Source organism: Rhodanobacter sp. DHB23 (assembly GCF_014842975.1).
GTDB lineage: Bacteria > Pseudomonadota > Gammaproteobacteria > Xanthomonadales > Rhodanobacteraceae > Rhodanobacter_A.
Window position 1 is genome coordinate 322,309 of sequence record NZ_JACYXK010000027.1, and the last position, 23,008, is coordinate 345,316.

At 69.5% G+C, this 23,008-nt stretch carries 20 protein-coding genes; 5 read left to right on the forward strand and 15 right to left on the reverse strand.

Annotation, left to right across the window (positions count from 1 at the left end; all coding sequences use genetic code 11):
- Positions 1 to 35: 35 nt before the first annotated feature.
- From rsmA to IHE47_RS11390, 4 genes are read left to right on the forward strand one after another with little or no spacing between them, the layout of a single operon-like run.
- Complete coding sequence (gene rsmA / locus IHE47_RS11375; protein WP_192106000.1) at positions 36 to 833, forward strand: 16S rRNA (adenine(1518)-N(6)/adenine(1519)-N(6))-dimethyltransferase RsmA; 798 nt, start codon at positions 36 to 38, stop codon at positions 831 to 833.
- Between the two features lie 50 nt (positions 834 to 883).
- Positions 884 to 1,267: a Co2+/Mg2+ efflux protein ApaG gene (gene apaG, locus IHE47_RS11380; protein WP_192106001.1), complete on the forward strand. Its 384-nt coding sequence runs from the start codon at positions 884 to 886 to the stop codon at positions 1,265 to 1,267.
- Positions 1,268 to 1,279: 12 nt separating this feature from the next.
- Positions 1,280 to 2,128 carry a symmetrical bis(5'-nucleosyl)-tetraphosphatase gene (locus IHE47_RS11385; protein WP_192106002.1) on the forward strand — a complete coding sequence of 283 codons (849 nt, stop codon included), beginning with the start codon at positions 1,280 to 1,282 and terminating at the stop codon, positions 2,126 to 2,128.
- Between the two features lie 46 nt (positions 2,129 to 2,174).
- On the forward strand, positions 2,175 to 2,951 hold the full coding sequence (locus IHE47_RS11390; protein WP_192106003.1) for a class I SAM-dependent methyltransferase: 777 nt from the start codon (positions 2,175 to 2,177) through the stop codon (positions 2,949 to 2,951).
- Between the two features lie 68 nt (positions 2,952 to 3,019).
- Here the strand turns inward: IHE47_RS11390 and secA are convergent, their stop codons facing one another.
- A complete protein-coding gene (gene secA / locus IHE47_RS11395) occupies positions 3,020 to 5,743 on the reverse strand; it encodes a preprotein translocase subunit SecA (protein ID WP_192106004.1) in 2,724 nt (907 codons plus the stop codon).
- Positions 5,744 to 5,924: 181 nt separating this feature from the next.
- On the opposite strand from secA, the gene IHE47_RS11400 reads away from it, so the two are divergent.
- Entirely contained in the window at positions 5,925 to 6,368 is a 444-nt protein-coding gene (locus IHE47_RS11400; RefSeq protein WP_192106005.1) for a DUF721 domain-containing protein, read from the forward strand.
- Positions 6,369 to 6,517: 149 nt separating this feature from the next.
- Here IHE47_RS11400 and lpxC read toward each other — a convergent pair whose 3' ends face one another.
- The 14 genes from lpxC to rsmH all read right to left on the reverse strand — a co-directional run bounded on the left by lpxC (position 6,518) and on the right by rsmH (position 22,985).
- The gene (gene lpxC / locus IHE47_RS11405; RefSeq protein WP_192106006.1) at positions 6,518 to 7,432 is read right to left on the reverse strand and encodes a UDP-3-O-acyl-N-acetylglucosamine deacetylase; all 915 of its coding nucleotides are present in this window, start codon (positions 7,430 to 7,432) and stop codon (positions 6,518 to 6,520) included.
- Positions 7,433 to 7,872: 440 nt separating this feature from the next.
- Positions 7,873 to 9,054 (reverse strand): cell division protein FtsZ, encoded by a 1,182-nt coding sequence (gene ftsZ, locus IHE47_RS11410; protein ID WP_192106007.1) that lies wholly within the window; start codon positions 9,052 to 9,054, stop codon positions 7,873 to 7,875.
- A gap of 146 nt (positions 9,055 to 9,200) precedes the next feature.
- Positions 9,201 to 10,436 carry a cell division protein FtsA gene (gene ftsA, locus IHE47_RS11415; RefSeq protein ID WP_192106092.1) on the reverse strand — a complete coding sequence of 412 codons (1,236 nt, stop codon included), beginning with the start codon at positions 10,434 to 10,436 and terminating at the stop codon, positions 9,201 to 9,203.
- Positions 10,437 to 10,449: 13 nt separating this feature from the next.
- Positions 10,450 to 11,196, reverse strand: coding sequence for a cell division protein FtsQ/DivIB (locus IHE47_RS11420; protein WP_192106008.1), 747 nt, complete (start codon positions 11,194 to 11,196; stop codon positions 10,450 to 10,452).
- Positions 11,193 to 12,206: a D-alanine--D-alanine ligase gene (locus tag IHE47_RS11425; RefSeq protein WP_192106009.1), complete on the reverse strand. Its 1,014-nt coding sequence runs from the start codon at positions 12,204 to 12,206 to the stop codon at positions 11,193 to 11,195. The genes IHE47_RS11420 and IHE47_RS11425 overlap by 4 nt, the downstream gene beginning before the upstream one ends.
- Positions 12,206 to 13,651, reverse strand: a complete 1,446-nt coding sequence (murC, locus tag IHE47_RS11430; protein WP_192106010.1) for a UDP-N-acetylmuramate--L-alanine ligase — start codon at positions 13,649 to 13,651, stop codon at positions 12,206 to 12,208. The genes IHE47_RS11425 and murC overlap by 1 nt, the downstream gene beginning before the upstream one ends.
- Positions 13,648 to 14,724 (reverse strand): undecaprenyldiphospho-muramoylpentapeptide beta-N-acetylglucosaminyltransferase, encoded by a 1,077-nt coding sequence (murG, locus tag IHE47_RS11435; protein WP_192106011.1) that lies wholly within the window; start codon positions 14,722 to 14,724, stop codon positions 13,648 to 13,650. Before murG ends, murC begins: the two co-directional genes overlap by 4 nt.
- Complete coding sequence (gene ftsW, locus IHE47_RS11440) at positions 14,721 to 15,959, reverse strand: putative lipid II flippase FtsW (RefSeq protein ID WP_192106012.1); 1,239 nt, start codon at positions 15,957 to 15,959, stop codon at positions 14,721 to 14,723. The genes murG and ftsW overlap by 4 nt, the downstream gene beginning before the upstream one ends.
- A complete protein-coding gene (mraY, locus tag IHE47_RS11445; protein ID WP_192106013.1) occupies positions 15,960 to 17,060 on the reverse strand; it encodes a phospho-N-acetylmuramoyl-pentapeptide-transferase in 1,101 nt (366 codons plus the stop codon).
- The gene (gene murF / locus IHE47_RS11450) at positions 17,050 to 18,447 is read right to left on the reverse strand and encodes a UDP-N-acetylmuramoyl-tripeptide--D-alanyl-D-alanine ligase (protein ID WP_192106014.1); all 1,398 of its coding nucleotides are present in this window, start codon (positions 18,445 to 18,447) and stop codon (positions 17,050 to 17,052) included. Before murF ends, mraY begins: the two co-directional genes overlap by 11 nt.
- Positions 18,444 to 19,919, reverse strand: a complete 1,476-nt coding sequence (locus tag IHE47_RS11455) for a UDP-N-acetylmuramoyl-L-alanyl-D-glutamate--2,6-diaminopimelate ligase (RefSeq protein WP_192106015.1) — start codon at positions 19,917 to 19,919, stop codon at positions 18,444 to 18,446. Before IHE47_RS11455 ends, murF begins: the two co-directional genes overlap by 4 nt.
- Positions 19,916 to 21,781 carry a penicillin-binding protein 2 gene (locus tag IHE47_RS11460; RefSeq protein WP_192106093.1) on the reverse strand — a complete coding sequence of 622 codons (1,866 nt, stop codon included), beginning with the start codon at positions 21,779 to 21,781 and terminating at the stop codon, positions 19,916 to 19,918. Before IHE47_RS11460 ends, IHE47_RS11455 begins: the two co-directional genes overlap by 4 nt.
- Positions 21,781 to 22,053 (reverse strand): cell division protein FtsL, encoded by a 273-nt coding sequence (gene ftsL, locus IHE47_RS11465; protein ID WP_192106016.1) that lies wholly within the window; start codon positions 22,051 to 22,053, stop codon positions 21,781 to 21,783. The genes IHE47_RS11460 and ftsL overlap by 1 nt, the downstream gene beginning before the upstream one ends.
- Positions 22,050 to 22,985, reverse strand: coding sequence for a 16S rRNA (cytosine(1402)-N(4))-methyltransferase RsmH (rsmH, locus tag IHE47_RS11470; protein ID WP_192106017.1), 936 nt, complete (start codon positions 22,983 to 22,985; stop codon positions 22,050 to 22,052). Before rsmH ends, ftsL begins: the two co-directional genes overlap by 4 nt.
- Positions 22,986 to 23,008 lie beyond the last annotated feature (23 nt).

Below are 23,008 nucleotides of genomic sequence, written 5' to 3' on the forward strand. Positions count from 1 at the left end.
CCAGCATCCGCAACATCGGGAAATCTGTCCTTGCCATGAACCACGCCCCCGCCCGCCCCAAGAAAAGCTTCGGCCAGCACTTCCTGCACGACCGTCGCTACATCGACGACATCGTGCGCGCCATCGCACCGCGCCCCGGTGACTTCCTGGTGGAGATCGGCCCCGGCGAAGGCGCGCTCACCCTGCCGCTGCTGGCCGCGGCCCGCTCGCTCACCGCGATCGAGCTGGACACCGACCTGATCCCCGCCCTGAAGGAACGCGCGGCCAGCGTGGGCGAGCTCGCGGTGATCCACGCCGACGTGCTCAAGGTGGACTTCGCCGCGCTGGCGCATCGCCACGGCGTGGAGCGCCTGCGCATCGCCGGCAACCTGCCCTACTACATCTCCAGCCCGATCCTGTTCCACTGCGTCGAGCACGCGTCCGCCATCGAGGACATGCACTTCATGCTGCAGAAGGAAGTGGTCGACCGCATGGCCGCCGAACCCGGCAGCAAGGTATACGGACGCCTGTCGGTGATGTTGCAGCTGGCCTGCCGCGTGCTGCCGTTGTTCGAGGTGCCGCCGGAAGCGTTCCGGCCGCCGCCGAAGGTGGACTCGGCCGTGGTGCGCCTGGTGCCGCTGGCGCCGCACGAGCGCCACGACGCCGCCCCCGCGCTGCTGCACGACGTGGTGAAGGCCGCCTTCGGCCAGCGCCGCAAGACGCTGGCCAATGCGCTCAGGCAACTGCTCGACAGCGACGCCATCCGCGAAGCCGACGTGGACCCCAGGGCCCGCGCCGAGACGCTCGCCCCCGGGGATTTCGTGCGGCTGGCGAAGCGGCTCGCCGCGCGCTGACCTCGCCCGCGACGCTGCGCCGGGGGGGCGTTCACCCGTACAATCGGCAGATGAGCGAAAACAATCCCTACACGATCGACGTGCAGGTCAGCACCCGTTTCGTCCCCGACCAGTCGCGCCCCGACGACAACCGCTACGCGTTTGCCTACACCATCACCCTGCGCAACACCGGCAAGGTGCCCGCGCAGCTGATGGCGCGGCACTGGGTCATCACCGATGCCAACGGCAAGGTGGAGGAAGTGCGCGGCGACGGCGTGGTCGGCGAGCAGCCGTGGATGCGCCCGGGCGACGATTACGAGTACACCTCCGGCGCCGTGCTGGAAACGCCGGTGGGCATCATGGGCGGCAGCTACCAGATGCTGGCCGACGACGGCACCCGCTTCGACGCGACCATCCCGCCGTTCACGCTCGCCATTCCACGCACCTTGCATTGACGGCGGCACAGGATGGCCACTTATGCGATCGGCGACGTGCAGGGCTGCTACCCGGAACTGCAGCGCCTGCTCGACAAGCTGCGTTTCGACCCGGCGGCGGACAAGCTGTGGTTCTGCGGCGACCTGGTGAACCGCGGCGGCGAGTCGCTGGCCACGCTGCGGCTGATCCACGGCCTGCGCGGGCACTGCATCGTCACCCTGGGCAACCATGACCTCAGCCTGCTGGCGATCGCGCTGCGCAAGCCCGAGGCGCAGGCCAAGGTGAACCCCGAATTGCGCGAGGTGCTGTTCGCCGACGACGCGCCGGTACTGTTCGAGTGGCTGCGCGCGCAGAAGCTGCTGCACCACGACGAGCAACTGGGATGGACGATGATCCATGCCGGCCTCGCGCCCGCCTGGACGCTGCGCCAGGCGCAGAAGGCCGCGCAGGACGTGGAGCACGAACTCGCCAGCCCGCGCCACCCGCGCATCCTGCGCAACCTGTTCGGCAACCGCCCGGCCGGCTGGTCGAGCCGGCTGCAGGGGCTGGACCGCCATCGCGCCACCATCAACCTGCTGACCCGCATGCGCTACTGCGACGTCAACGGCCGCATCGACTTCGAGGCCAAGGACATCCCCGGCACGCAGCGGCCCGGGCTGTACCCGTGGTTCGAGGTTCCCGGCATGCGCCGGCGCGAGACGCGCATCGTCTGCGGCCACTGGTCCGCGCTCGGCCGCTTCGCCGGCCTCGGCGTGTACGCCATCGACACCGGCTGCGTGTGGGGCGGCCAGCTCACCGCGCTGCGGCTGGATGGCGAGGAGCCGCAATACGTCGCCGTCGCCGCCGAACCGCACCGCAAGCGCGTGCCCGGCGCGGATTGACCGCGCGTGCTAGCGTGACCGCTCCCCGCCCGCAGGAGCCAACGCGATGGAACACCAGGGTGCCGTCGTCCGGCAGTTCGGATCGCAGGCACAGGCCTACCTGAGCAGCAGCGTGCATGCGCAGGGCCGCGACCTAGGCCAACTCGCCGAACTTGCCGCCCGCGTGGCCGCCGGCGCAAGCGCACTCGACCTCGGCTGCGGCGCCGGCCACGCCAGCTTCGCGCTGGCGCCGCACGTCGCCGAGGTGGTGGCCTACGACCTCTCGCACGACATGCTGGCCGTGGTGGCGCAGGCCGCCGCGACGCGCGGCCTGGCGTCGCTGCGCGTGCAGCAAGGCCCAGCCGAGCGACTGCCGTTCGCCGACGGCAGCTTCGCCCTCGTCGCCAGCCGCTACAGCGCCCACCACTGGAGCGACGTGGGTGCAGCGCTGCGCGAAGCCGCGCGCGTGCTTGCCCCCGGCGGCACGTTGTGCCTGATCGACGTGGTGGGTCCGCAAGGCCCGCATGCGCCGCTGCTGGACAGCCACTTGCAGGCGCTGGAGCTGTTGCGCGACACGTCGCACGTGCGCGACTACAGCCGCCTCGAATGGCGCGCCATGCTCGCCGGCGCCGGCCTCGCGCTGCAGGACGAGCACGACTGGCGGCTGGACATCGGCTTCTCCAGCTGGCTTGCGCGCATGCGCACCCCGCCGGCGCTGGAAGCAGCGATCCGGCAATTGCTCGCGCATGCGCCCGACGAGGTGCTCGCCCATTACCAGGTCGATCCGGCGACGCTGGACTTCAGGCTCGAATCGGCGATGTTCGTGGCGCAACGGATCGGCTGATCCAGCGCCAGCCGCAAAAGGAAACGGCCGGGTCACCCCGGCCGTTTCCTCCATTCATGCCTTCAAGCTCAGCTCAGCTGGCCGTGGCAGTGCTTGAACTTCCTGCCCGAACCGCAAGGACAGGGATCGTTGCGGCCCACGCGCGGTCCCTCGGGCTGCGGAAGCTGCATGGCCGCCGCGGCCGCGCCGGCCGCATCGGCGCCCAGCGCCGCATCGGGGGCACCGCCACCGCTGGCCAGCATCTGGCGCTGCAGGCGCTCGGCGAGGCGCTGCTGCTCGGCCTCCATCGCGGCGACTTCCTCCTCGCTGCGGATGCGGATGCGCGCCAGCATCTGCACCACCTCGCCCTTGATGCGGTCGAGCATGTCGGAGAACAGCCGGAACGATTCGCGCTTGAACGCCTGCTTGGGATCCTGCTGTGCGTAGCCCACCAGGTAGATGCCCTGGCGCAGGTAGTCCATGTTGGCCAGGTGCTCCTTCCAGGCGTTGTCCACCACGGTGAGCATGATGTGCTTTTCGAGCGCGCGCATGGTCTCGACGCCGACCTGCGCCTGCTTGGCCTCGAACAGCTGGTCCACGCCTTCGCGGACATGTTCGAGGATCATCCCCGCGTCGACTTCCTTCTGCTGCTCCAGCCAGTGCGGCAGGTCCATCGACAGGCCGAACCTGCCTTCCAGCTCGCGATCGAGGCCGGGGATGTCCCACTGCTCGTCGATGCTGTCCGGCGGCACGTGGTCGCGCACGATGCTTTCGGCCACGTCGTGGCGGATGTCGGCCACGGTGGCGGACACGTCCTCGCCTTCCAGCAACTCGTCGCGCTGGCGGTAGATCACCTTGCGCTGGTCGTTGGCGACGTCGTCGAATTCGAGCAGGTGCTTGCGGATGTCGAAGTTGTGCTGCTCGACCTTGCGTTGCGCCTTCTCGATCTGGCGGCTGATCATGCGGTCTTCGAGCGCGTCGTTTTCCTTCATGCCGAAGCGCTTCATCCAGCGGATCAGGCCCTCGCCGCCGAAGATGCGCAGCAGGTTGTCCTCCAGCGACAGGTAGAAACGCGAGGAGCCCGGGTCGCCCTGGCGGCCGGAACGGCCGCGCAGCTGGTTGTCGATGCGGCGCGACTCGTGGCGTTCGGTGCCGATGATGTGCAGTCCGCCCGAGGCCAGCACTTGCTCGTGCAGTTTCTTCCACTCGGTCTTGACGCGGGTGCGCTCGGCGTCGCCGGCATCGGCCGGCAACGCGGCCAGCGCGGCCTCCAGGCTGCCGCCCAGCACGATGTCGGTACCGCGGCCGGCCATGTTGGTGGCGATGGTGACCGAACCCGGCGCGCCCGCCTGGGCCACGATGTGCGCCTCGCGCTCGTGCTGCTTGGCGTTCAGCACTTCGTGCCGCACGTTGGCCTTGCGCAACTGCTCGGAGAGCAGCTCGGACACCTCGATCGAGGTGGTGCCCACCAGCACCGGCTGGCCGCGCTTGTGGCAGTCCTTGATGTCCTCGATCACCGAGTTGTACTTGGCCTGCTGGCCGAGGAAGACCAGGTCCGCGTTGTCCTTGCGGATCATCGGCTTGTGGGTGGGGATCACCACCACCTCCAGGCCGTAGATGCTCTGGAACTCGAACGCCTCGGTGTCGGCCGTGCCGGTCATGCCGGCCAGCTTCTTGTACATGCGGAACAGGTTCTGGAACGTCACCGTGGCCAGCGTCTGGTTCTCGCGCTGGATCGGCACGCCTTCCTTCGCCTCCACCGCCTGGTGCAGGCCGTCCGACCAGCGGCGGCCCGGCAGGGTGCGGCCGGTGAACTCGTCGACGATGATGACCTCGCCGTCGCGCACGATGTAGTCCACGTCGCGCTGGTAGATCGCGTTGGCGCGCAGCGCGGCGTTGAGGTGGTGCACCACGGCGAGGTTCTTGGAGTCGTACAGGCCGCTGTCCTCGCTGATCACGCCGGCCTCGCGCAGCAGCTCGTCGGCATGCTGCATGCCGTCCTCGGAGAGGTGCACCTGCTTCTGCTTCTCGTCGACCCAGAAGTCGCCCTCGCCCTCTTCCTCCTTCTGGCGGATCATGCGCGGCACGATCTTGTTCACCGCGATGTAGAGCTGCGGCGAATCCTCGGCGGGGCCGGAGATGATCAGCGGGGTGCGCGCCTCGTCGATCAGGATCGAGTCCACTTCGTCGACGATGGCGTAGTTGAGGCCGCGCTGGTAGCGCTGCTCCTTGCTGAGCGCCATGTTGTCGCGCAGGTAGTCGAAGCCGAACTCGTTGTTGGTGCCGTAGGTGATGTCGGCGGCGTAGGCCTTGTGCTTGTCGGCATGGTCCATGCCCGGCCATACCACGTCGGTGGAGAGGCCGAGGAAGCTGTACAGCTTGCCCATCTGCGCCGAGTCGCGGCGGGCGAGGTAATCGTTCACGGTGACCACGTGCACGCCCTTGCCTTCCAGCGCGTTGAGGTACACCGGCAACGTGCCCACCAGGGTCTTACCTTCACCGGTACGCATCTCGGCGATCTTGCCCTGATGCAGCACCATGCCGCCGATCAGCTGCACGTCGTAGTGGCGCATGCCCAGCACGCGCTTGGCGCCTTCGCGCACCACCGCGAACGCCTCGGGCAGGATCTTGTCCAGCGGCTCGCCGCCGGCGACGCGCTGCTTGAACTCCGCGGTCTTGCCGCGCAGCGCCTCATCGCTCAACTTCTCGAATTCGGGTTCCAGCGCATTGATGCGCACCACGATGCGCGACAGCTGGCGCAGCACGCGCTCGTTGCGGCTGCCGAAAATGCTGGTGAGGACGCGATTGAACATCGATCTTCCGGATGACGTGGACAAAAGGCCGCGGCTGGGCGCAAGCCAAACGGGCATGTTACTACACGGGCCCGGACGGCATGCAGGACGGTCGTCCCGGCATGGCGGCGGCGACAGGCGGATTCAAGGTCGACGGGCGGGTATCATCGGCGCATCACCCCCACCCTGGAACCATCGGTCCATGTCCCGCGCCGCCCCCTCCCGCGGCCCGCAGGCCCTAGGTGCTTGCGGATCGTTCGCCAGCCTCGCCAACCGGGCGGCCGCGCTGGATGCGATGGACCGTGCGCTGCGCCAGACCCTGCCGATGCCGCTGCGCGACGAGGTGCGTTTCGCCAACCTGCGTGGCGGGCGCCTGCTGTTCCTCGCCAGCTCGCCGGCCTGGGCCACGCGGCTGCGCCTGTTGCAGGCGCAGATTCTTGCCGCGGCACGCAGCCTCGACATCCGCGCCGAGACCATCGGCATCAAGGTAAGCCCGCTGCCGCAGATCGCGCTCGAACCCGAACGCACGCGGACCTTGTCGCCCGCGGCGGCCAGCCACTTGCGCGCCGCAGCCGCGGCCGCGGTGGATCCCGAGTGGAAGGAGCTGTTCGGCAAGTTGGCCGGACTGGCCGGGCCTGGCGAGTGATTTTGCGACGATCCTGATCGCGAGGATCAGACGGGCGGCCATCCAAGACCGCACTCTTCAGGCAAACGCCCCCGAGACAAAAAAAGCCGCCGCATCGTTGGATGCGGCGGCTCTTGTTTCTTGCCTGCTGATCGTTGCGGTGCGCGCGATCAGATCGCCTGCGCAGGATGCGCGTAGGAGATCGGCGAAGTGGCTGGGTCGTCCTGGTAGCTGGCCTCTTCCCAGGCCGTGGCATCGGCCATCAGGGTGCGCAGCAGCTTGTTGTTGAGTTCGTGGCCGGACTTGTGGGCGCTGTAGGCGCCGATCAGGCTGTGGCCGAGCAGGTAGAGATCGCCGATGGCATCGAGGATCTTGTGCTTGACGAACTCGTCCTCGTAACGGAGGCCGTCCTCGTTGAGCACGCGGTAGTCGTCCAGCACCACGGCGTTGTCCATCGAGCCGCCCAGCGCGAGGTTGTGTTCGCGCAGCATCTCGATGTCGCGCATGAAGCCGAAGGTGCGCGCGCGGCTCACTTCTTTCACGAACGAGGTGGTGGAGAAATCGATCTCGGCGCGCGAGGTGCGCTTGCTGATGATCGGGTGGTTGAACTCGATCGAGAAGCCGACCTTGAAGCCGTCGAACGGCTCGAAGCTGGCCCACTTGTCGCCTTCCTGCACCTTCACCGGCTTCTTGATGCGGATGAAGCGCTTGGCGACGTTCTGCTCCTCGATGCCCGCGGACTGCAGCAGGAACACAAAGGGACCCGCGCTGCCGTCCATGATCGGCACTTCGGGAGCCGACAGGTCCACGTAGGCATTGTCGATGCCGAGGCCGGCCATCGCGGAGAGCAGATGCTCGACCGTGGCCACGCGCGCATCGCCGTTGACCAGCGTGGTGGAGAGCCGGGTGTCGCCCACGTTGTCGTGGCGGGCGCGGATGTCCACCGGCGGATTGAGGTCCGTGCGACGGAACACGATGCCGGTGTTGGGCGCGGCGGGACGCAAGGTCATGTACACCTTGTCGCCGGTGTGCAGGCCCACGCCGGTGGCGCGGATGATGTTCTTGAGCGTGCGCTGCTTGATCATTGTCGTTGGTACCTGCCAAAGAGCAGCCAATTCGGTGCCGGATGCTAACACAGTTTTAACCAGCTGCAATAGCAAACCGTACCGTACAGTCTGGTCGCCCCCCCCACGCGCCCGTGATCCCGGGATGCGTGTCACGAAACATGTCCAGCCGTGCCATGGCACGGCGCCACACGCCCCCCGGGCCGGGACGGGAATTCCGGCACCGGGGCAGCGGACCAGCCAACCCGGGCCGGGCCCGGGACGACGGATCATGCGCCTCCCTGTCGCATTGTGTCTGGCAAATCCCGACCTTGAACGCACCAATCGGCCGTTCGATTACAGCCATGGCGACATGCCAGGCCCGGATCCACCCTTCATGTTTCAGCTCTGACCAATTCGGCATGCGTTCGTTCAACTCCTTTTAACAAGCACGTGGTGCCCGGTTCAGGGCGCCAACCGCCTCAGTCGGCCTGGCGGCGCAGGAAAGCCGGGATGTCCAGGTAGTCCAGGCCATTCTCCTGGCTCTTGGCCGGCGCCTCGCTGCGCGGATTGGCGCTGAACACCGCTTCCGGCTGGGCGTAATCCACCACTTCGTTGCCGGTGCCGGTACGCAGCACCACCGGACGCGGACGCTGGCGCATCTCGACCTGCCTGGCTTCCACCGCGCGCACGCTCTGGCGTGCCGGGGCGCGGTTGAGGCCGGTGGCGACCACGGTGACGCGCACTTCGTCCTTCAGCTCCGGATCGAGCGACGTGCCGATCACCACGGTGGCGTCCTCGCTGGCGAAGTCGTTGATGACGCGGCCGATCTCGTCGAATTCGCGCATGGTGAGGTTGGGGCCGGCGGTGACGTTGACCAGGATGCCGCAGGCGCCATTGAGGTTGACGTCTTCCAGCAGCGGGTTCTTGATCGCCTGCTCGGCCGCGGCCTGCGCGCGGTCGTCGCCGCTGGCGACGCCGGTGCCCATCATGGCGAGGCCCATCTCGCTCATCACGGTGCGCACATCGGCGAAGTCCACGTTGATCAGGCCCGGCGCCGTGATCAGGTCGGCGATGCCCTGCACCGCGCCCTGCAGCACGTTGTTGGCGGCCTTGAACGCGTTGACCAGGGTCACTTCGCGGCCCAGCACGCTGATCAGCTTCTCGTTCGGCACTGTGATCAGCGAATCGACGTGCTGCGACAGGTCCTCGATGCCCTTCTGCGCCACCTGCATGCGGCGACGGCCTTCGAACGGGAACGGCTTGGTGACCACGGCCACCGTGAGGATGCCCTTCTCCTTGGCCAGCTGCGCCACCACCGGCGCGGCGCCGGTGCCGGTGCCGCCGCCCATGCCGGCGGTGATGAACACCATGTCGGCGCCTTCCAGCATCGCCTCGATGCGCTCGCGATCCTCCAGCGCGGCCTGGCGGCCGACTTCGGGATTGGCGCCCGCGCCCAGGCCCTTGGTGACGTTGGCGCCCAGTTGCAGGTGGGTGCGCGAATTGCAGCTGCTCATCGCCTGCGCGTCGGTGTTGGCGACGATGAACTCCACGCCCTCGATGTTGGCGTTGATCATGTGCGCCACGGCATTGCCGCCGCCGCCGCCCACGCCGATGACCTTGATGACTGCGTTCGGTGCCAGCTTTTCGATCAGTTCAAACATTTCCCGTCCTCCAGAGTTGTTGTCGTTGTAACCATGGATGCAACTCCTGTTGCTCCGTGGTGGTGGGCGGCTGACCTGCCACCCGTGGCCCTGCTTCCTGCGTGGCCAAAACCCAGCCCATCCGCCGGTCGCCTTCCGGCGCCGCGTCAGAAGTTCTTCTTGAACCAGTTGCTCACCTTGCCGAGCACGCCGCCGACCTGGCCGAGCGAACCGCCGCCGCCGCGCACCGGCGCGTTGTGGCGCGAGGCGTGCAGCAGCAGGCCCGCGCCGGTGGAGTACAGCGGGCTGCTGATGACTTCTCCGAGGCCGCTGATTTCCTGCGGCACGCCGAGGCGCACCATCTTGTGGAAGATCTCCTCGGCCAGCTCCAGCGCGCCTTCCATCTGCGCCGCGCCGCCGGTGAGCACCACGCCGGCCGCCACCAGGCTGTCGTAGCCGGAGCTGCGCAGCTTGTCCTGCACCATCTCGAAGATTTCCTCGTAGCGTGCCTGCACGCTCTGCGCCAACGCCTGCCGCGCCAGCCGGCGCGGCGGGCGGTCGCCCACGCTGGGCACCTGGATGGTTTCGTCGGCATGCGCCAGCCCGGTCAACGCGCAGGCGTACTTGATCTTGATTTCCTCGGCGTGCGCGGTCGGCGTCTGCACGGCGTAGGTGATGTCGCCGGTGATCTGGTCGCCGCCGATCGGCAGCGAGGCGGTGTAGCGGATCGAGCCCTGCGTGTAGATCGCGATGTCGGTGGTGCCGGCGCCGATGTCGACCAGGCACACGCCCAGCTCGCGCTCGTCGGGCGTGAGCACCGCCCGCGCGCTGGCCAGCGCCGACGGCACCAGCTCGTCCACCGACAGGCCGCAGCGCTGGATGGACTTGGTGATGTTCTGCACCGCCGCCGCCGCGCCGGTGACCAGGTGCACGTTCGCCTCCAGCCGCACGCCGCTCATGCCGACCGGCGAACGGATGCCGTCCTGGCCGTCGATGCGGTATTCCTGCGACTCCTTGTAGAGCACCTTGCGGTCGGCCGGGATCGCCACCGCGCTGGCGGCCTCCAGCACCTGGTCCAGGTCGTCCGCGGTCACCTCGCGCTCGCGGATCGCCGCGTTGCCGTGCGAATTGCGGGTTTCCAGGTGGCTGCCGGAGATCGAGGCGGTGACCGCGCGGATGTCGCAGCCGGCCATCAGCTCGGCCTGCTGCACGGCCTGCTGGATCGAGTGCACGGTGGATTCGATGTCCACCACCATGCCCTTGCGCAGGCCGCGCGAGACATGGGTGCCCATGCCGATCACGGTGATTTCCTCGCCCGGCTCGTATTCGCCCACGATGGCGGTCACCTTCGAGGTGCCGATATCGAGGCCCACCACCAGTTGCTTGTCGTTGCGCGTCTTCATGGCCATGGCGTTCTCAGGAGCGTCGCGTGGTGGCGGCGGGCTTGGCGGCGGCGGGTGCCTGCTCCGGCCAGCGCACGGCGAAACCGTTGGTGTAGCGAAGGTCGGCGTAGACGAAACCGTCGGCGTGGCCGGCCATCATCTGCGGATAGACATCGAGGAAGCGGCGCAGGCGGTCACCGGCCAGGTCGCGGTCGCCGATCACGATGCGCGCGCCGCTGGTCGTGGTGACGCTCCAGCTGCCGCGCGCGGTCAGCGCCACGCCATTGATCGAGAGATGCGTGCCGGCGAAGGCCTTGCCCACGTCGGCGTAGAAACTCACCACCTCGGCGAGCCGGTCGTCCGGCCCCTGCAGGCCGGGTAGCGTGGCGGCGTCGGCGGCGCCGATCGGCGCGTCGAACACCTTGCCCTGCCGGCTGATCAGCTGCTTGTCGTTCCAGCGCGCGAACGGCTGGCGCTCGATCACGCGCAGTTGCAGGGTGTCCGGCCAGCGCTTGCGCGCCTCCACCGACTCCACCCACGGCAGCGCGGCCACGGCCTGCTGCACGCCGTCCAGGTTCAGCGCGAAGAAGCCCTTGCCGAGGCGCGGCAACACCGCGGCGCGGATCTGCTCCATGCCCACGTGCCTGAACTCGCCCTGCACGGTGAGCTGGGTCACCGGCCAGCGGTTGGCCGCGAACCAGCCGTTCAGCACGCCCACGACGGGCAGCGCCAGCAGGGCGGCGACCAGGCACCAGACGACGGGGCGCAGGCCTCCCCTCATGCAGCGCCTCCTGCGGAGTCGCGCGATTCGGGATACGGGATTCGGGATTCGTTCGCACCATTGTGCGCAAAACTGGTTTCGAGCACGCGCCAGCACAGCGCTTCGTAGTCGATGCCCGCGGTGCGCGCGGCCTTGGGCACCAGCGAGTGCGAGGTCATGCCCGGCGCGGTGTTCACTTCCAGCAGCCAGTTGCGGCCCTGGCGGTCGCGCATCACGTCGACGCGGCCCCAGCCGGCGCAGCCCAGCGCGTCGAACGCGGCCAGCGCCAGCGCGCGCAGTTCGTTCTCGGCATCGCCCTGCAGGCCGGGGCACAGGTACTGCGTGTCCTCGGCGACGTACTTCGCGTTGTAGTCGTAGAACGCGCCCTTCGGCACGATGTGGATCGAGGGCAGCACTTCGCGGCCGAGGATGCCGACGGTGAGTTCGTCACCCTCGATCAGGGTTTCCATCAGCAGGTCGCCGGGATACTTCGCCGCCAGCTCGACGGCGTTGTCCAGCTGCGCCTCCTCGAACACGCGGGTGACGCCCACGCTGGAACCTTCGCAGGCCGGCTTCACGATCAACGGGAAGCCGATCTGCTTCGCCGCCGCATGCACGTCCGAGCCACGCGGCAAGGCCGCGAACTTCGGCGTGGGCAAGCCCAGCGACTGCCACACGCGCTTGGAGCGCGTCTTGTCCATCGACAGCGCCGAGCCGAGCACGCCCGAGCCGGTGTACGGCACCTTGAGCGATTCCAGCGCGCCCTGCAGCACGCCGTCCTCGCCACCGCCGTGCTGGCCGTGCAGGATGTTGAACACGCGGGCGAAATGGCCGGCGCGCAGGGCGTCGAGCAGCGCCGGGATGCCGTCAATGGCATGCGCGTCCACGCCGCGCGCCTTCAGCGCCGCCAGCACGTTGCGGCCGGAGTCCAGCGACACCTCGCGCTCGGCCGAGCTGCCGCCCATCACCACGGCGACGCGGCCGAATTGATCGGGATTCGAGATTCGGGATTGGGGATTCGTCGCGCCCATCACACGGCACCTTTCGTCTTGAGTTGTCCCAGCCCGGCGATCTCCACCGCCGCCGCGCCGATGTCGCCGGCGCCGAGCAACAGCAGCAGGTCGCCGTCGCGCAGCAGCGCCGGCAAGGTTTCCTTCAGTTCGCGCGGGTGCTCCACCAGCACCGGATCGACCTTGCCGCGCGCGCGCACCGCGCGCGCCAGCGCGCGGCCGTCGGCGCCGGCGATCGGCGCCTCGCCGGCCGGGTAGACGTCGGTCAGCACCAGCACGTCGACCTCGGCCAGCACGTTGGCGAAGTCGTCCAGCAGGTCGCGCGTGCGGCTGTAGCGGTGCGGCTGGAAGCCGACCACGAGGCGGCGCTCCGGCCAGCCGCCGCGCGCCGCGGCGAACACCGCGGCCAGTTCGCGCGGATGGTGGCCGTAGTCGTCCACCAGCAGCACCGAGCCCTTGTCCAGCGCCAGCTCGCCGCGGCGATGGAAGCGCCGGCCCACGCCCTGGAAGTTCGCCAGCGCGTGGGCGATCGCCTCGGCGCCCACGCCCAGCTGCCAGCCGATGCTGGCGGCGGCCAGCGCGTTGAGCACGTTGTGCCGGCCCGGCAGGTTCAGCGTCACCGGCAGCGGTCCGGCGCGGCCGGGCAGGTGCAGGTCGAAGTGCATCTCGAAACCGCGTTGCGTCACGTTGGATGCGCGCACGTCGGCGTCCGCCGTGGCGATGCCGTAGGTCATCACGCGGCGCGTGGTGGTCTTCGCCAGTTCGGCCACCTCGGCGTCGTCCACGCACAACACGGCCAGGCCGTAGAACGGCAGGCGATGCAGGAAATCGGCGAAGGCCTTCTTCACCTCGGCGAAATCGCCGTGGTAGTTCTCGAGGTGGTCGGCGTCGATGTTGGTGACCGCGGCGATCACCGGCGACAGCAGCAGGAACGAGCCGTCCGATTCGTCGGCTTCCGCCACCAGGTACTGGCCGGTGCCCAGGCGCGCGTTGGCGCCCGCGGCATTGAGCTGGCCGCCGATCACGAAGGTCGGGTCGTAGTTGGCCTCGGCCAGCACGCTGGCGACCAGGCTGGTGGTGGTCGTCTTGCCGTGCGTGCCGGCGATGGCGATGCCGCGGCGGAAGCGCATCAGCTCGCCCAGCATCTCCGCGCGCGGGATCACCGGGATGCGCGCGGCACGCGCGGCGAGCAGCTCCGGGTTGTCCTCGTGGATCGCGCTGGAGGTCACCACCACGTCGGCATCGCCCACGTTGGCGGCGTCGTGCCCCACCTGCACCACCAGGCCCAGTTGCGCGAGGCGCTGCGCGGTGGGCGAGTTCGACTTGTCCGAACCCGACACCGCATAGCCGAGGTTGTGCAGCACCTCGGCGATGCCGCTCATGCCCACGCCGCCGATGCCGATGAAGTGCACGCGGCGGAACGTGGTCATCAGGTCCTCGTGCGCGAGCAAGCGACGCGGCGTCATGCAGCCACCTCCGTGCAGGCGCGGGCAATGGCGGCCGCCGCGTCGGGCTTGGCGAGCGCGCGCGCGGCCTCGGCCATGGCCAGCAGCTGCGCGCGGTCGGCGAGCAGCGTGTCGAGACGCTGCGCAAGTTGTTCCACGTTCAAATCACGTTCCTGGATCAGTTCGGCGGCGCCGGCGGCGAGCAGCGCCTCGGCGTTGCGGGTCTGGTGGTCGTCCACGGCATGCGGGAACGGCACCAGCACCGCCCCCAGGCCGGTCGCCGTGAGCTCGGCCAGGGTGAGCGCGCCGGCACGGCAAACCGCGAGGTCGGCCCAGGCATAGGTGCCCGCCATGTCTTCGATGAAGGGCAGCACCTGCGCCTCGACGCCGGCCTTCGCATAAGCCTCGCGGGCCTCGTCGATGCCGCGGTTGCCGCACTGGTGCAGCACCTCGGGACGACGCTCCGGCGGCAGCAGCGCCAGCGCCTGCGGCAACGCATGGTTCAAGGCGCGCGCGCCGAGGCTGCCGCCGAGCACCAGCAGGCGCGCACGGCCCGTGCGGCCCGCGAAGCGCTGCGCCGGCGGCGCCAGCGTGGCGATGGCGGCGCGCACCGGGTTGCCCACCCATTCCGCGCCCGGCAACGCGTCGGCGAAGCCGGCCAGCACGCGCTGCGCATGCGCGGCGAGCTTGCGGTTGGTGAAGCCGGCCACGCGGTTCTGTTCGTGCACCAGCAGCGGCCGATGCAGCAGATGCGCCGCCAGGCCGCCGGGTCCGGCCACGTAGCCGCCCATCGACAGCACGCTGCGCGGTTTCAGCCTGCGCAGCACGGCAAGCGCGGACAACAACGCCCGCGCCAGCATCAGCGGCGCCGCCAGGCGCGTCTTCCAGCCCTTGCCGCGCAGGCCGCCCACGCGGATCTGGTGCAGCTCGATGCCATGCGCCGGCACCACCTTCGTCTCCATGCCGTCGGCCGCGCCCAGCCACGCCACCGGCACGCCTTGCGCACGCAGCTTCTCGGCCACGGCGAGGCCGGGGAAGATGTGGCCGCCGGTGCCGCCGGCCATGATCAGCACGGGGCGCGCGTCGGGGCTCATGCCGCCACCGCCTCGCGCGGACGCGCCGTGTCGTTCGCATCCACGGCCGCCACCGCTTCCGGCATGCGTTTGGCCATCTGCCGCGCATCGAGCGCGCGATTGATTTCCCAGGTCGCGCGCAGCAGCACGCCGGCCATCGCGCAGGTCAGCGCCATCGACGAACCGCCGTAGCTGATCAGCGGCAGGGTGAGGCCCTTGGTCGGCAGCGCGCCGAGGTTCACGCCCACCGAGACGATGGCCTGCATCGCCAGCATCAGCGAGATGCCGAAGGCCACGTAGCCGGCGAAGCGCTGGCCCACCTCGACGCCCTTCAGGCCCATCGCCAGGCCGCGACCCACCGCCAGCGCGAACAGGCCCATCACCAGCACGATGCCGACCAGGCCAAGCTCCTCGCCGATCACCGCGAAGATGAAGTCGGTATGCGCCTCGGGCAGGTAGGACAGCTTGAGCACGCTGGAGCCCAGCCCCACGCCCGTCCACTCGCCACGACCGATCGCCATCAGCGACTGGGTGAGCTGGAAGCCGTCGGTGAACGGGTGCTCCCACGGGTTCATGAAGGAGGTGAGCCGCTTCATGCGGTAGCTCTCGCCGGTGGCCGCCATGTACAGCAACGGCATCAACGGCAGCCCCATGCCGCACAGGTAGACCGGTCGCGCGCCACCCAGCCACACCATCCCGATGGTGACCGTGATCACCAGCATGGCCGAACCGAAATCGGGCTGCAGCAGCAGCAGCACCACGAGGATGCCGGCCACCATGAGCGGCTTGATCAGGCCGAGGAACTCCGTCTCGATGCTGTCGCGCCGGCGCACCAGGTAGCTGGCCATGTACACCACCAGGATCAGCTTCACCGCCTCCACCGGCTGGAAGCTGGTCACGCCCAGATTCAACCAGCGCCGCGCGCCGTTGAGGCGCATGCCGAAGTGCGGCACGAACACCGCCAGCAGCAGCGCGAACGCCAGCGCCAGCAGCGGGAAGGCATTCTTCTCCAGCAGCTTGAGTTCGGTACGCATCGCCACGCCGGCCGCCAGCGCGCCCAGCGAGAGGAACAGCAGGTCCTTCTTCAGGTAGTAGAAGGCGCCCATGTTGCCGCTGTCGGCCACCGCGATGGAGCTGGAGGTCACCATCACCAGGCCGACGCTGGCCAGCCCGACCAGCGCGACCAGCAGCCACGGGTCGAAGCTGCCGCGCGGCCCCTGCCGCTTGACCGCCTGCGATGCGCCGAGGCCGAACACTCAGCGCACCTTCAACGTGGCGAGGCCGATCAGCACCAGCACGACGCTGATGATCCAGAAGCGCACGATCACCCGCGGCTCGGGCCAGCCCTTCAATTCGAAGTGGTGGTGGATCGGCGCCATGCGGAACACGCGCTTGCCGGTGGTCTTGAAGCTGGCCACCTGGATCATCACCGAGGCGGTCTCCAGCACGAACACGCCGCCCATCACCAGCAGCACGATCTCCTGCCGCACGATCACCGCGATGCAGCCCAGCGCGGCGCCGATCGCCAGCGCGCCCACGTCGCCCATGAACACCTGCGCGGGATAGGTGTTGAACCACAGGAAGCCCAGGCCTGCGCCTGCCAGCGCGCCGCAGTAGATCGCCAGCTCGCCCGCGCCGGGGATCGAGGGGATGCCCAGGTATTCGGAGAACAGCTTGTTGCCGGCGAGGTAGGCGAACACGCCCAGCGCACCGGAGACCAGCACGGTGGGCATGATGGCCAGGCCGTCGAGGCCGTCGGTGAGGTTCACCGCGTTGGAGAAGCCCACCACGATGAAGTAGGCCACCACCACGAACAGCACGCCCAGCGGAATCGCCACGTGCTTGAACAGCGGCACATACAGCGCCGTCTCCGCCACCGGCAGGCCGCCCACCGCCTGCGGCGCGGTGTAATACAGGAACAGCGCCGCGCCAAGGCCGAACACCGACTGCCAGAAATACTTCCAGCGCGAGGCCAACCCGCGGCTGTCCTTCAGTACCAGCTTGCGGTAGTCGTCGTAGAAGCCGATCACGCCGAAGCTCAGCATCACCGCCAGCACCACCCACACGTAGCGGTTGTGCAGGTCGGCCCAGAGCAGGGTGGCCACACTGACCGCAAGCAGGATCATCACGCCGCCCATGGTCGGCGTGCCGGCCTTGGACAGGTGCGACTGCGGGCCGTCGCTGCGCACCACCTGGCCCGCTTTCAGCGCGGCGAGCTTGCGGATCAGCGCCGGCCCCAGCAGCAGCGACACCGCCAGCGCGGTGAGCGCGGCCATGATGGTGCGGAAGGTGATGTACTGGAACAGGTGCAGCGTGGTGAAGTGCCGCGCCATCCAGTCCGCGAGTTCAAGCAGCATCGGATGCGCCCTCCTGCCTTGCAGCGGCCGGCTCCGCCACGGTTTGTCCAGGCGCGCCTTCGAGCGCCTTGACCACTTGTTCCATGCCCGCCGAATGCGAGCCCTTGACCAGGCAGGTCACGCCGCCATGCAGGCCGTCCTTCAATGCGGCGACCAGGCCCGCCTTGTCCGCGAAGTGCCTGCCGCCGGCGCCGAACGCCTCGACCGCCGCCGCGCCCAGCGGACCGACCGCGAACAGGCGCTCGATGCCCTGCTCGCGCGCCTTCGCGCCCACGCCCGCATGCAGCGCACGCGCGTCGACGCCGAGCTCGGCCATGTCGCCCAGCACCAGCCAGCGTTCGCCCGGCGCCAGCGCCAGCGTGTCGATGGCCGCGGCCATCGAGCTGGGGTTGGCGTTGTAGCTGTCGTCGATCAAGGTGCCGCCGCCCGGCAACGCGATGCGGCGCAAGCGGCCGGCAACCGCGCGCGCTTGCGCCAGCCCGGCCACGATGGTGGCCAGCGGCACGTCCAGCGCCAGCGCAATGGACGCCGCCGCCAGCGCGTTGGCCACGTTGTGGCGACCCGGCAGCGCGAAGTCGACTGCCGCCTTGCCCTGCGGCGTGACCAGCGTGAAGCGCGACCCGTCCGCGCGCGGCTCCACGTCCTCCGCCCCCACGTCGGCCTGGTGTTCCAGGCCGAAACGCAGCACCCGCCGCGTCCCGGCGAGGCCCGCGAAGAACCCGGCGAACGCATCGTCCGCATTGATGATGGCCACACCGTCCGCCGGCAACGCCTGGTACAGCGCACCCTTGGTCTCGGCCACACCTTCCACGCTGCCCATGCGCTCAAGGTGCGCCGGCGCGATGAGGTTGACGAGGCCGATTTCGGGCCGCGCGATGGCGGCGAGGTAGGCGATGTCGCCGGGCTTGCCCGCGCCCATCTCCAGCACCGCGTACTCGGCGTCCCCGGGCATCGCCAACAGGGTCAGCGGCAGGCCGATCTCGTTGTTGAAGCTGCCCGTGTTGACATGGGTGCGGCCGTGCAGCGACAGGATGGACGCCGTCAGCGTCTTCACCGTGGTCTTGCCGTTGGAACCGGTGATGCCGATCACCCGCGCATGGCGCTGCGCACGCACCGCGCTGGCGAGGTCGCCCAGCGCCGCCTCCACGTCGTCCACCAGCACCTGCGGCAACGGGCTGTCCACCTTGCGCGACACCAGCGCGCCGGCGGCGCCGGCGGCCTGCGCCTGCGCGAGGTAGTCGTGGCCGTCCACGCGCTCGCCCTTGAACGCGGCGAACAGGTCGCCGGGCCTGAGCTTGCGCGTGTCGATGGCGACGCCGCCCACCGCGGCGTCGTCGCCGAGCAGGTGGCCATGCGTCCACATCGCGATGGCACCGAGTTGCATCATGCGCGCCGCTCCAGGGCCGCGCGCGCGACCAGCATGTCGTCGAACGGGCGCTTGCCGGCCGCGCCCTCCTGATAGGTTTCGTGGCCCTTGCCGGCGATCACCACCACGTCGTTGGCGGCGGCCATGTCCAGCGCCTGCCCGATCGCGGCGGCGCGGTCGCGTTGCACGCCGTATTCGCGCGCCGCGCCCATGCCGGCCACGATCTGCGCAACGATGGCGTCGCCATTCTCGCCGCGCGGGTTGTCGTCGGTGACAAGGGCGACGTCCGCCAGGCGCGCCGCGATGGCGCCCATCAACGGGCGCTTGCCCGCGTCGCGCTCGCCGCCGCAGCCGAACACGCAGATCAGGCGCCCGCGGCAATGCGCGCGCACCGCGCTCAGGACCTGCTCCAACGCATCGGGCGTGTGCGCGTAATCCACCACCACCAGGGGCAGGCCATCGCGGCCGCCGAGCCGGCTCATGCGGCCGTTGACCGGCTGCAGGCTCTCCAGTGCGGCGACGATGCGGTCGAACGACTCGCCCAGCGCGCCAAGGCAGCCGGCGACGGTGAGCAGGTTGGCCACGTTGAACAGGCCCAGCAGGCGGCTCCTCAGCGTGTGCGTGCCCCACGGCGTACGCAGCACGAAGGCCAGGCCTTCGGCGGAGCTGACCACGCTGCCTGCCGCCACGTCCGCCGCCGCGGCGCCCTTCGCGCTCACGTGCAGCGCACGCACGTCGGCGGGCAGCTGTTCCAGCAACTGCGCGCCGAACGCATCGTCGCTGTTGACGACCGCCGCGCGCAGGCCCGGCCACGCGAACAGCCTGGCCTTGGCCGCGCCATAGGCTTCCATGCTGCCGTGGTAGTCCAGATGATCGCGCGTGAGGTTGGTGAACGCGGCGACCTCGAAATCCACCGCGCCGACACGGCCCTGCTCCAGCGCATGCGAGGACACTTCCATCGCCACGTGGGTGGCGCCGGCGTCGCGGAAGTCGGCGAGCAGGCCATGCACGCTGATCGCATCCGGCGTGGTGCGCTCGCCCTCGCGCAACCGGCCATGCAGGCCCGCGCCCAGCGTGCCGATGGTCGCAGCGCGATGGCCGAGGAACTCCAGCGCCTGCGCCAGCAGTTGCACGGTGGAGGTCTTGCCGTTGGTGCCAGTGACGCCGATCACGCGCAACGCCTCGGACGGGCGTCCATAAAAGCGCGAGGCGATCTCGCCGACCTGCGCATGCAGGCCTTCGATCCACAGCACCGGCACATCCAGCGGTGCGATCTCGACGGCGGGTGCCTCGGCCAGCACCACGGCCGCGCCGCGCTGCACCGCGCCGGCGGCGAACTGGATGCCGTGCCCTTGCGTGCCGCGCAGGGCGAAGAACGCCTCGTCGCGACGAACCTTGCGCGAATCCAGCGCCAACCCGGTCACCTCGATGCGCGCGGCAGCCGCCGGAATGTCGGCGATGCCCAGCAGCAGTTGGTCGAGGCGGCCGGTCATGGCGCGTTCCCTTCCGCCGGCGCTTCGTCCACCGGCGCTTCGTGCACCGGCACATCGTTGGCCGAAGGCTGCGGCGGCGGCGTCTGGCTGCCGACCAGGCCACCGTTGCCCTGCAGCGGGCCGCCCACGTACCAGCGGCCGATGTTGTCCGGCGGGATGTCGAGCAGGCGCACGGCGCCGCCCATCACCGCGGAGAACACCGGCGCCGACACCGTGCCGCCGAAGTAGCCGCCCTTGGTGGTGCCGTTGACCACCACCACGGCCACCAGCTGAGGATTGCTGGCCGGCACGATGCCGGCGAACAACGAGTTGTAGGTGTCCTTGGAATAGCCGCCGGCGATCGCCTGGTGCGAGGTGCCGGTCTTGCCCGCCACGCTGTAGTTCGCGATGCGCGCATTGGCGCCGGTGCTGTTGGGACCTGTCACCGTCTCCAGCATGCTCACCAGCTCGTGCGCCACCTGCGGCGAGATGATCTGCCTGCCCGGGCTGTCGTCGCCCTTGATGAAGGTGGGCGTGTGCATCACGCCGCCGTCGGCGATGGTGGCGTAGGCGTTGGCCAGCTGCAGCGGCGTGACGTTGAGGCCGTAGCCATAGGCCATGATGGCCTTCTCCAGCGGGCGCCAGTCGCGGCCGACGCGCAGCAGGCCCGACGATTCGCCCGGGAAGCCGCTGCCGGTGCTGTTGCCGAAACCGAAGGCGCGATAGGTGTCGTACATCAGCGACGTGTCGAGCGTCATCGCGATCTTCGCCGCGCCCACGTTGCTGGAGCGCGTCAGCACGCCGGTGGGCGTGAGCGTGCCGTTCGGGTCGTCGTCGTGGATGTCGTGGCCGTAGAAAAACCAGTGGCCGTTGCCGGTCTCGATGGCGGGGCTGGTCGGCGTGTACTTGCCGCTGGACAGCGCCGCCGCCAGCGTGAACGCCTTCATCGTGGAGCCCGGCTCCACCACGTCGGTGGCTGCGCGGTTGCGCCGCTGCACCGGCTTGCTGCCGGCCAGCGCATTGGGGTTGTAGGTCGGCAGGCTGGCCATCGCCAGGATCTCGCCGGTGTGCACGTCCATCACCACCATCGAGCCGGAGGCGGCGCTGTACTTGTCCAGCGTGTTCTTCAACTCGTGGTAGGCGAGGAACTGGATGCCGCGGTCGATGCTGAGCGTGAGGTTCTGCCCCGGCTTGGGCGCCCGCACCTGCTCCAGTTCCGCCACCACGTGGCCCTTGCCGTCGCGGATCACGCGCTTGCTGCCCGGCTTGCCGGCGAGCCAGTCGTCGTAGGCCAGCTCCAAGCCTTCCTGGCCGTGGTCGTCGATGTTGGTGACGCCCAGGATGTGCGCGGTCACTTCGCCCGAGGGGTAGAAGCGCTTGAATTCGCGCTGGCCGTTGACGCCGGGGATGTCGAGGTCGAGCACGGCCTGCGCCGCCTCCGGCGGCATCTGCCGGCGCAGGTAGACGAATTCGCGGTCGGAACGCTGCTCGAGGTATTGCTCGATCTGCTGCGGGTCGCCGCCCAGCGCCTTCGCCAGCGCGGGGATGCGGTCGGAGTTCGCCAGCAGTTCGGCCGGGTTGGCCCAGATCGAGGTCACCGGCGTGGACACCGCCAGCGGCTCGCCGTTGCGGTCGAAGATGGTGCCGCGCGACACCGGGATCGGCACCTCGCGCAGGAAACGCGCATCGCCCTGCTTCTGGTAGAACTGCTTGCGCACCACCTGCAGGTCGAACGCGCGCGCCACCAGGCCCAGCGAGATCAGGCCGAGCACGCCCACCACCAGCACCATGCGCCTGCGCGCGCTGGGGCCGGTGCCGCGGCGCCGGCCCGGCGACGACTTGGCGCGCTGCGGCTGCGGACGGGTGCGGTCGCGCCACTTCATCATCGGCGCAGCAACCGGATGTCTTGCGGGCGCGGATCGACCATGCCCAGCTGCTGCCGCGCTTCCTCGTCGATGCGGCGCGGTTCGGCGAACGTGGCCTGCTCCAGCTCGAGCCGGCCGTATTCGATGTTCATGTCGTCGCGCTGGTTCTGCAGCGCGGTCAGCTGCACGAACAGCACGCGGCTCTCGTGGCGCGACCACACCACGCTGATCGCGCTGCCCAGCACGGCGGCCAGCAGCGCGAGCATGAAGATGGCCTGGAGCACCCTCATGCGCGTCCCGCCACGGGCAACTTCTCCGCCACCCGCAATACCGCCGAACGCGCGCGCGGGTTCACGGCCAACTCCTCATCGGAGGGGAACTGCGCCTTGCCCACCGCCGCCAGTTCGGCCGGCTTCGCCGCCACCGGCGGACCGCGCCGACTGCCTTGCACCCGCCCGGCATGGTCGCGGATGAATTGCTTGACGATGCGGTCTTCCAGCGAGTGGAAGCTGATCACGGCCAGCCGGCCGCCGGGCTTCAGCCGCGACAGCGCGGCGTCCAGCCCGCGCTGCACGGCGTCCAGCTCGCCGTTCACGCGGATGCGCAGCGCCTGGAAGCTGCGCGTCGCCGGATGCTTGCCCGGCTCGCGCCGGCCCACCACGCGCTCGATCAGCGCGGCGAGTTCGCCGGTGCGCGTGACCGGGCTTTCGGCGCGGCGTTCGACGATGGCACGGGCGATCTTGCGGCTGAAGCGCTCCTCGCCGAACTGCCACAGCACGTCGGCGATCTCGCGCTCGGCGGCATGCGCGAGGAAGTCCGCCGCGCTCTCGCCCTGGCTGGTGTCCATGCGCATGTCCAGCGGCGCGTCGGCCATGAAGCTGAAGCCGCGCGCGGCTTCGTCCAGCTGCGGCGAGGACACGCCGAGGTCGAGCAACACGCCGTCCAGCCCTGCGGCGGTCTCGTCCCACTCGGCCATGCCGGAGAAATTGGCATGGCGGATCGCCACGCGCGGCTCGGCGGCGAACGACTGGCGCGCCTCGGCGATGGCCTGCGGGTCGCGGTCCATCAGCAGCAGGCGACCGCCGGGGCCCAGGCGCGACAGCACGGCGCGGGCGTGACCGCCGCGTCCAAACGTGCCATCCAGATAACGCCCGCCTGCCTGCACGGCGAGGCCCTCCACCACTTCGTCCAGCATTACCGGGATGTGCCGCAACTCGGCCATGCCGCACCCTCCCGTCCCGTTCG

Coding starts and splice junctions, on each gene's coding strand:
- rsmA (WP_192106000.1), top strand. CDS start 36: ATGAACCACGCCCCCGCCCGCCCCAAGAAAAGCTTCGGCCAGCACTTC.
- apaG (WP_192106001.1), top strand. CDS start 884: ATGAGCGAAAACAATCCCTACACGATCGACGTGCAGGTCAGCACCCGT.
- IHE47_RS11385 (WP_192106002.1), top strand. CDS start 1,280: ATGGCCACTTATGCGATCGGCGACGTGCAGGGCTGCTACCCGGAACTG.
- IHE47_RS11390 (WP_192106003.1), top strand. CDS start 2,175: ATGGAACACCAGGGTGCCGTCGTCCGGCAGTTCGGATCGCAGGCACAG.
- secA (WP_192106004.1), bottom strand. CDS start 5,743: ATGTTCAATCGCGTCCTCACCAGCATTTTCGGCAGCCGCAACGAGCGC.
- IHE47_RS11400 (WP_192106005.1), top strand. CDS start 5,925: ATGTCCCGCGCCGCCCCCTCCCGCGGCCCGCAGGCCCTAGGTGCTTGC.
- lpxC (WP_192106006.1), bottom strand. CDS start 7,432: ATGATCAAGCAGCGCACGCTCAAGAACATCATCCGCGCCACCGGCGTG.
- ftsZ (WP_192106007.1), bottom strand. CDS start 9,054: ATGTTTGAACTGATCGAAAAGCTGGCACCGAACGCAGTCATCAAGGTC.
- ftsA (WP_192106092.1), bottom strand. CDS start 10,436: ATGAAGACGCGCAACGACAAGCAACTGGTGGTGGGCCTCGATATCGGC.
- IHE47_RS11420 (WP_192106008.1), bottom strand. CDS start 11,196: ATGAGGGGAGGCCTGCGCCCCGTCGTCTGGTGCCTGGTCGCCGCCCTG.
- IHE47_RS11425 (WP_192106009.1), bottom strand. CDS start 12,206: ATGGGCGCGACGAATCCCCAATCCCGAATCTCGAATCCCGATCAATTC.
- murC (WP_192106010.1), bottom strand. CDS start 13,651: ATGACGCCGCGTCGCTTGCTCGCGCACGAGGACCTGATGACCACGTTC.
- murG (WP_192106011.1), bottom strand. CDS start 14,724: ATGAGCCCCGACGCGCGCCCCGTGCTGATCATGGCCGGCGGCACCGGC.
- mraY (WP_192106013.1), bottom strand. CDS start 17,060: ATGCTGCTTGAACTCGCGGACTGGATGGCGCGGCACTTCACCACGCTG.
- murF (WP_192106014.1), bottom strand. CDS start 18,447: ATGATGCAACTCGGTGCCATCGCGATGTGGACGCATGGCCACCTGCTC.
- IHE47_RS11455 (WP_192106015.1), bottom strand. CDS start 19,919: ATGACCGGCCGCCTCGACCAACTGCTGCTGGGCATCGCCGACATTCCG.
- IHE47_RS11460 (WP_192106093.1), bottom strand. CDS start 21,781: ATGAAGTGGCGCGACCGCACCCGTCCGCAGCCGCAGCGCGCCAAGTCG.
- ftsL (WP_192106016.1), bottom strand. CDS start 22,053: ATGAGGGTGCTCCAGGCCATCTTCATGCTCGCGCTGCTGGCCGCCGTG.
- rsmH (WP_192106017.1), bottom strand. CDS start 22,985: ATGGCCGAGTTGCGGCACATCCCGGTAATGCTGGACGAAGTGGTGGAG.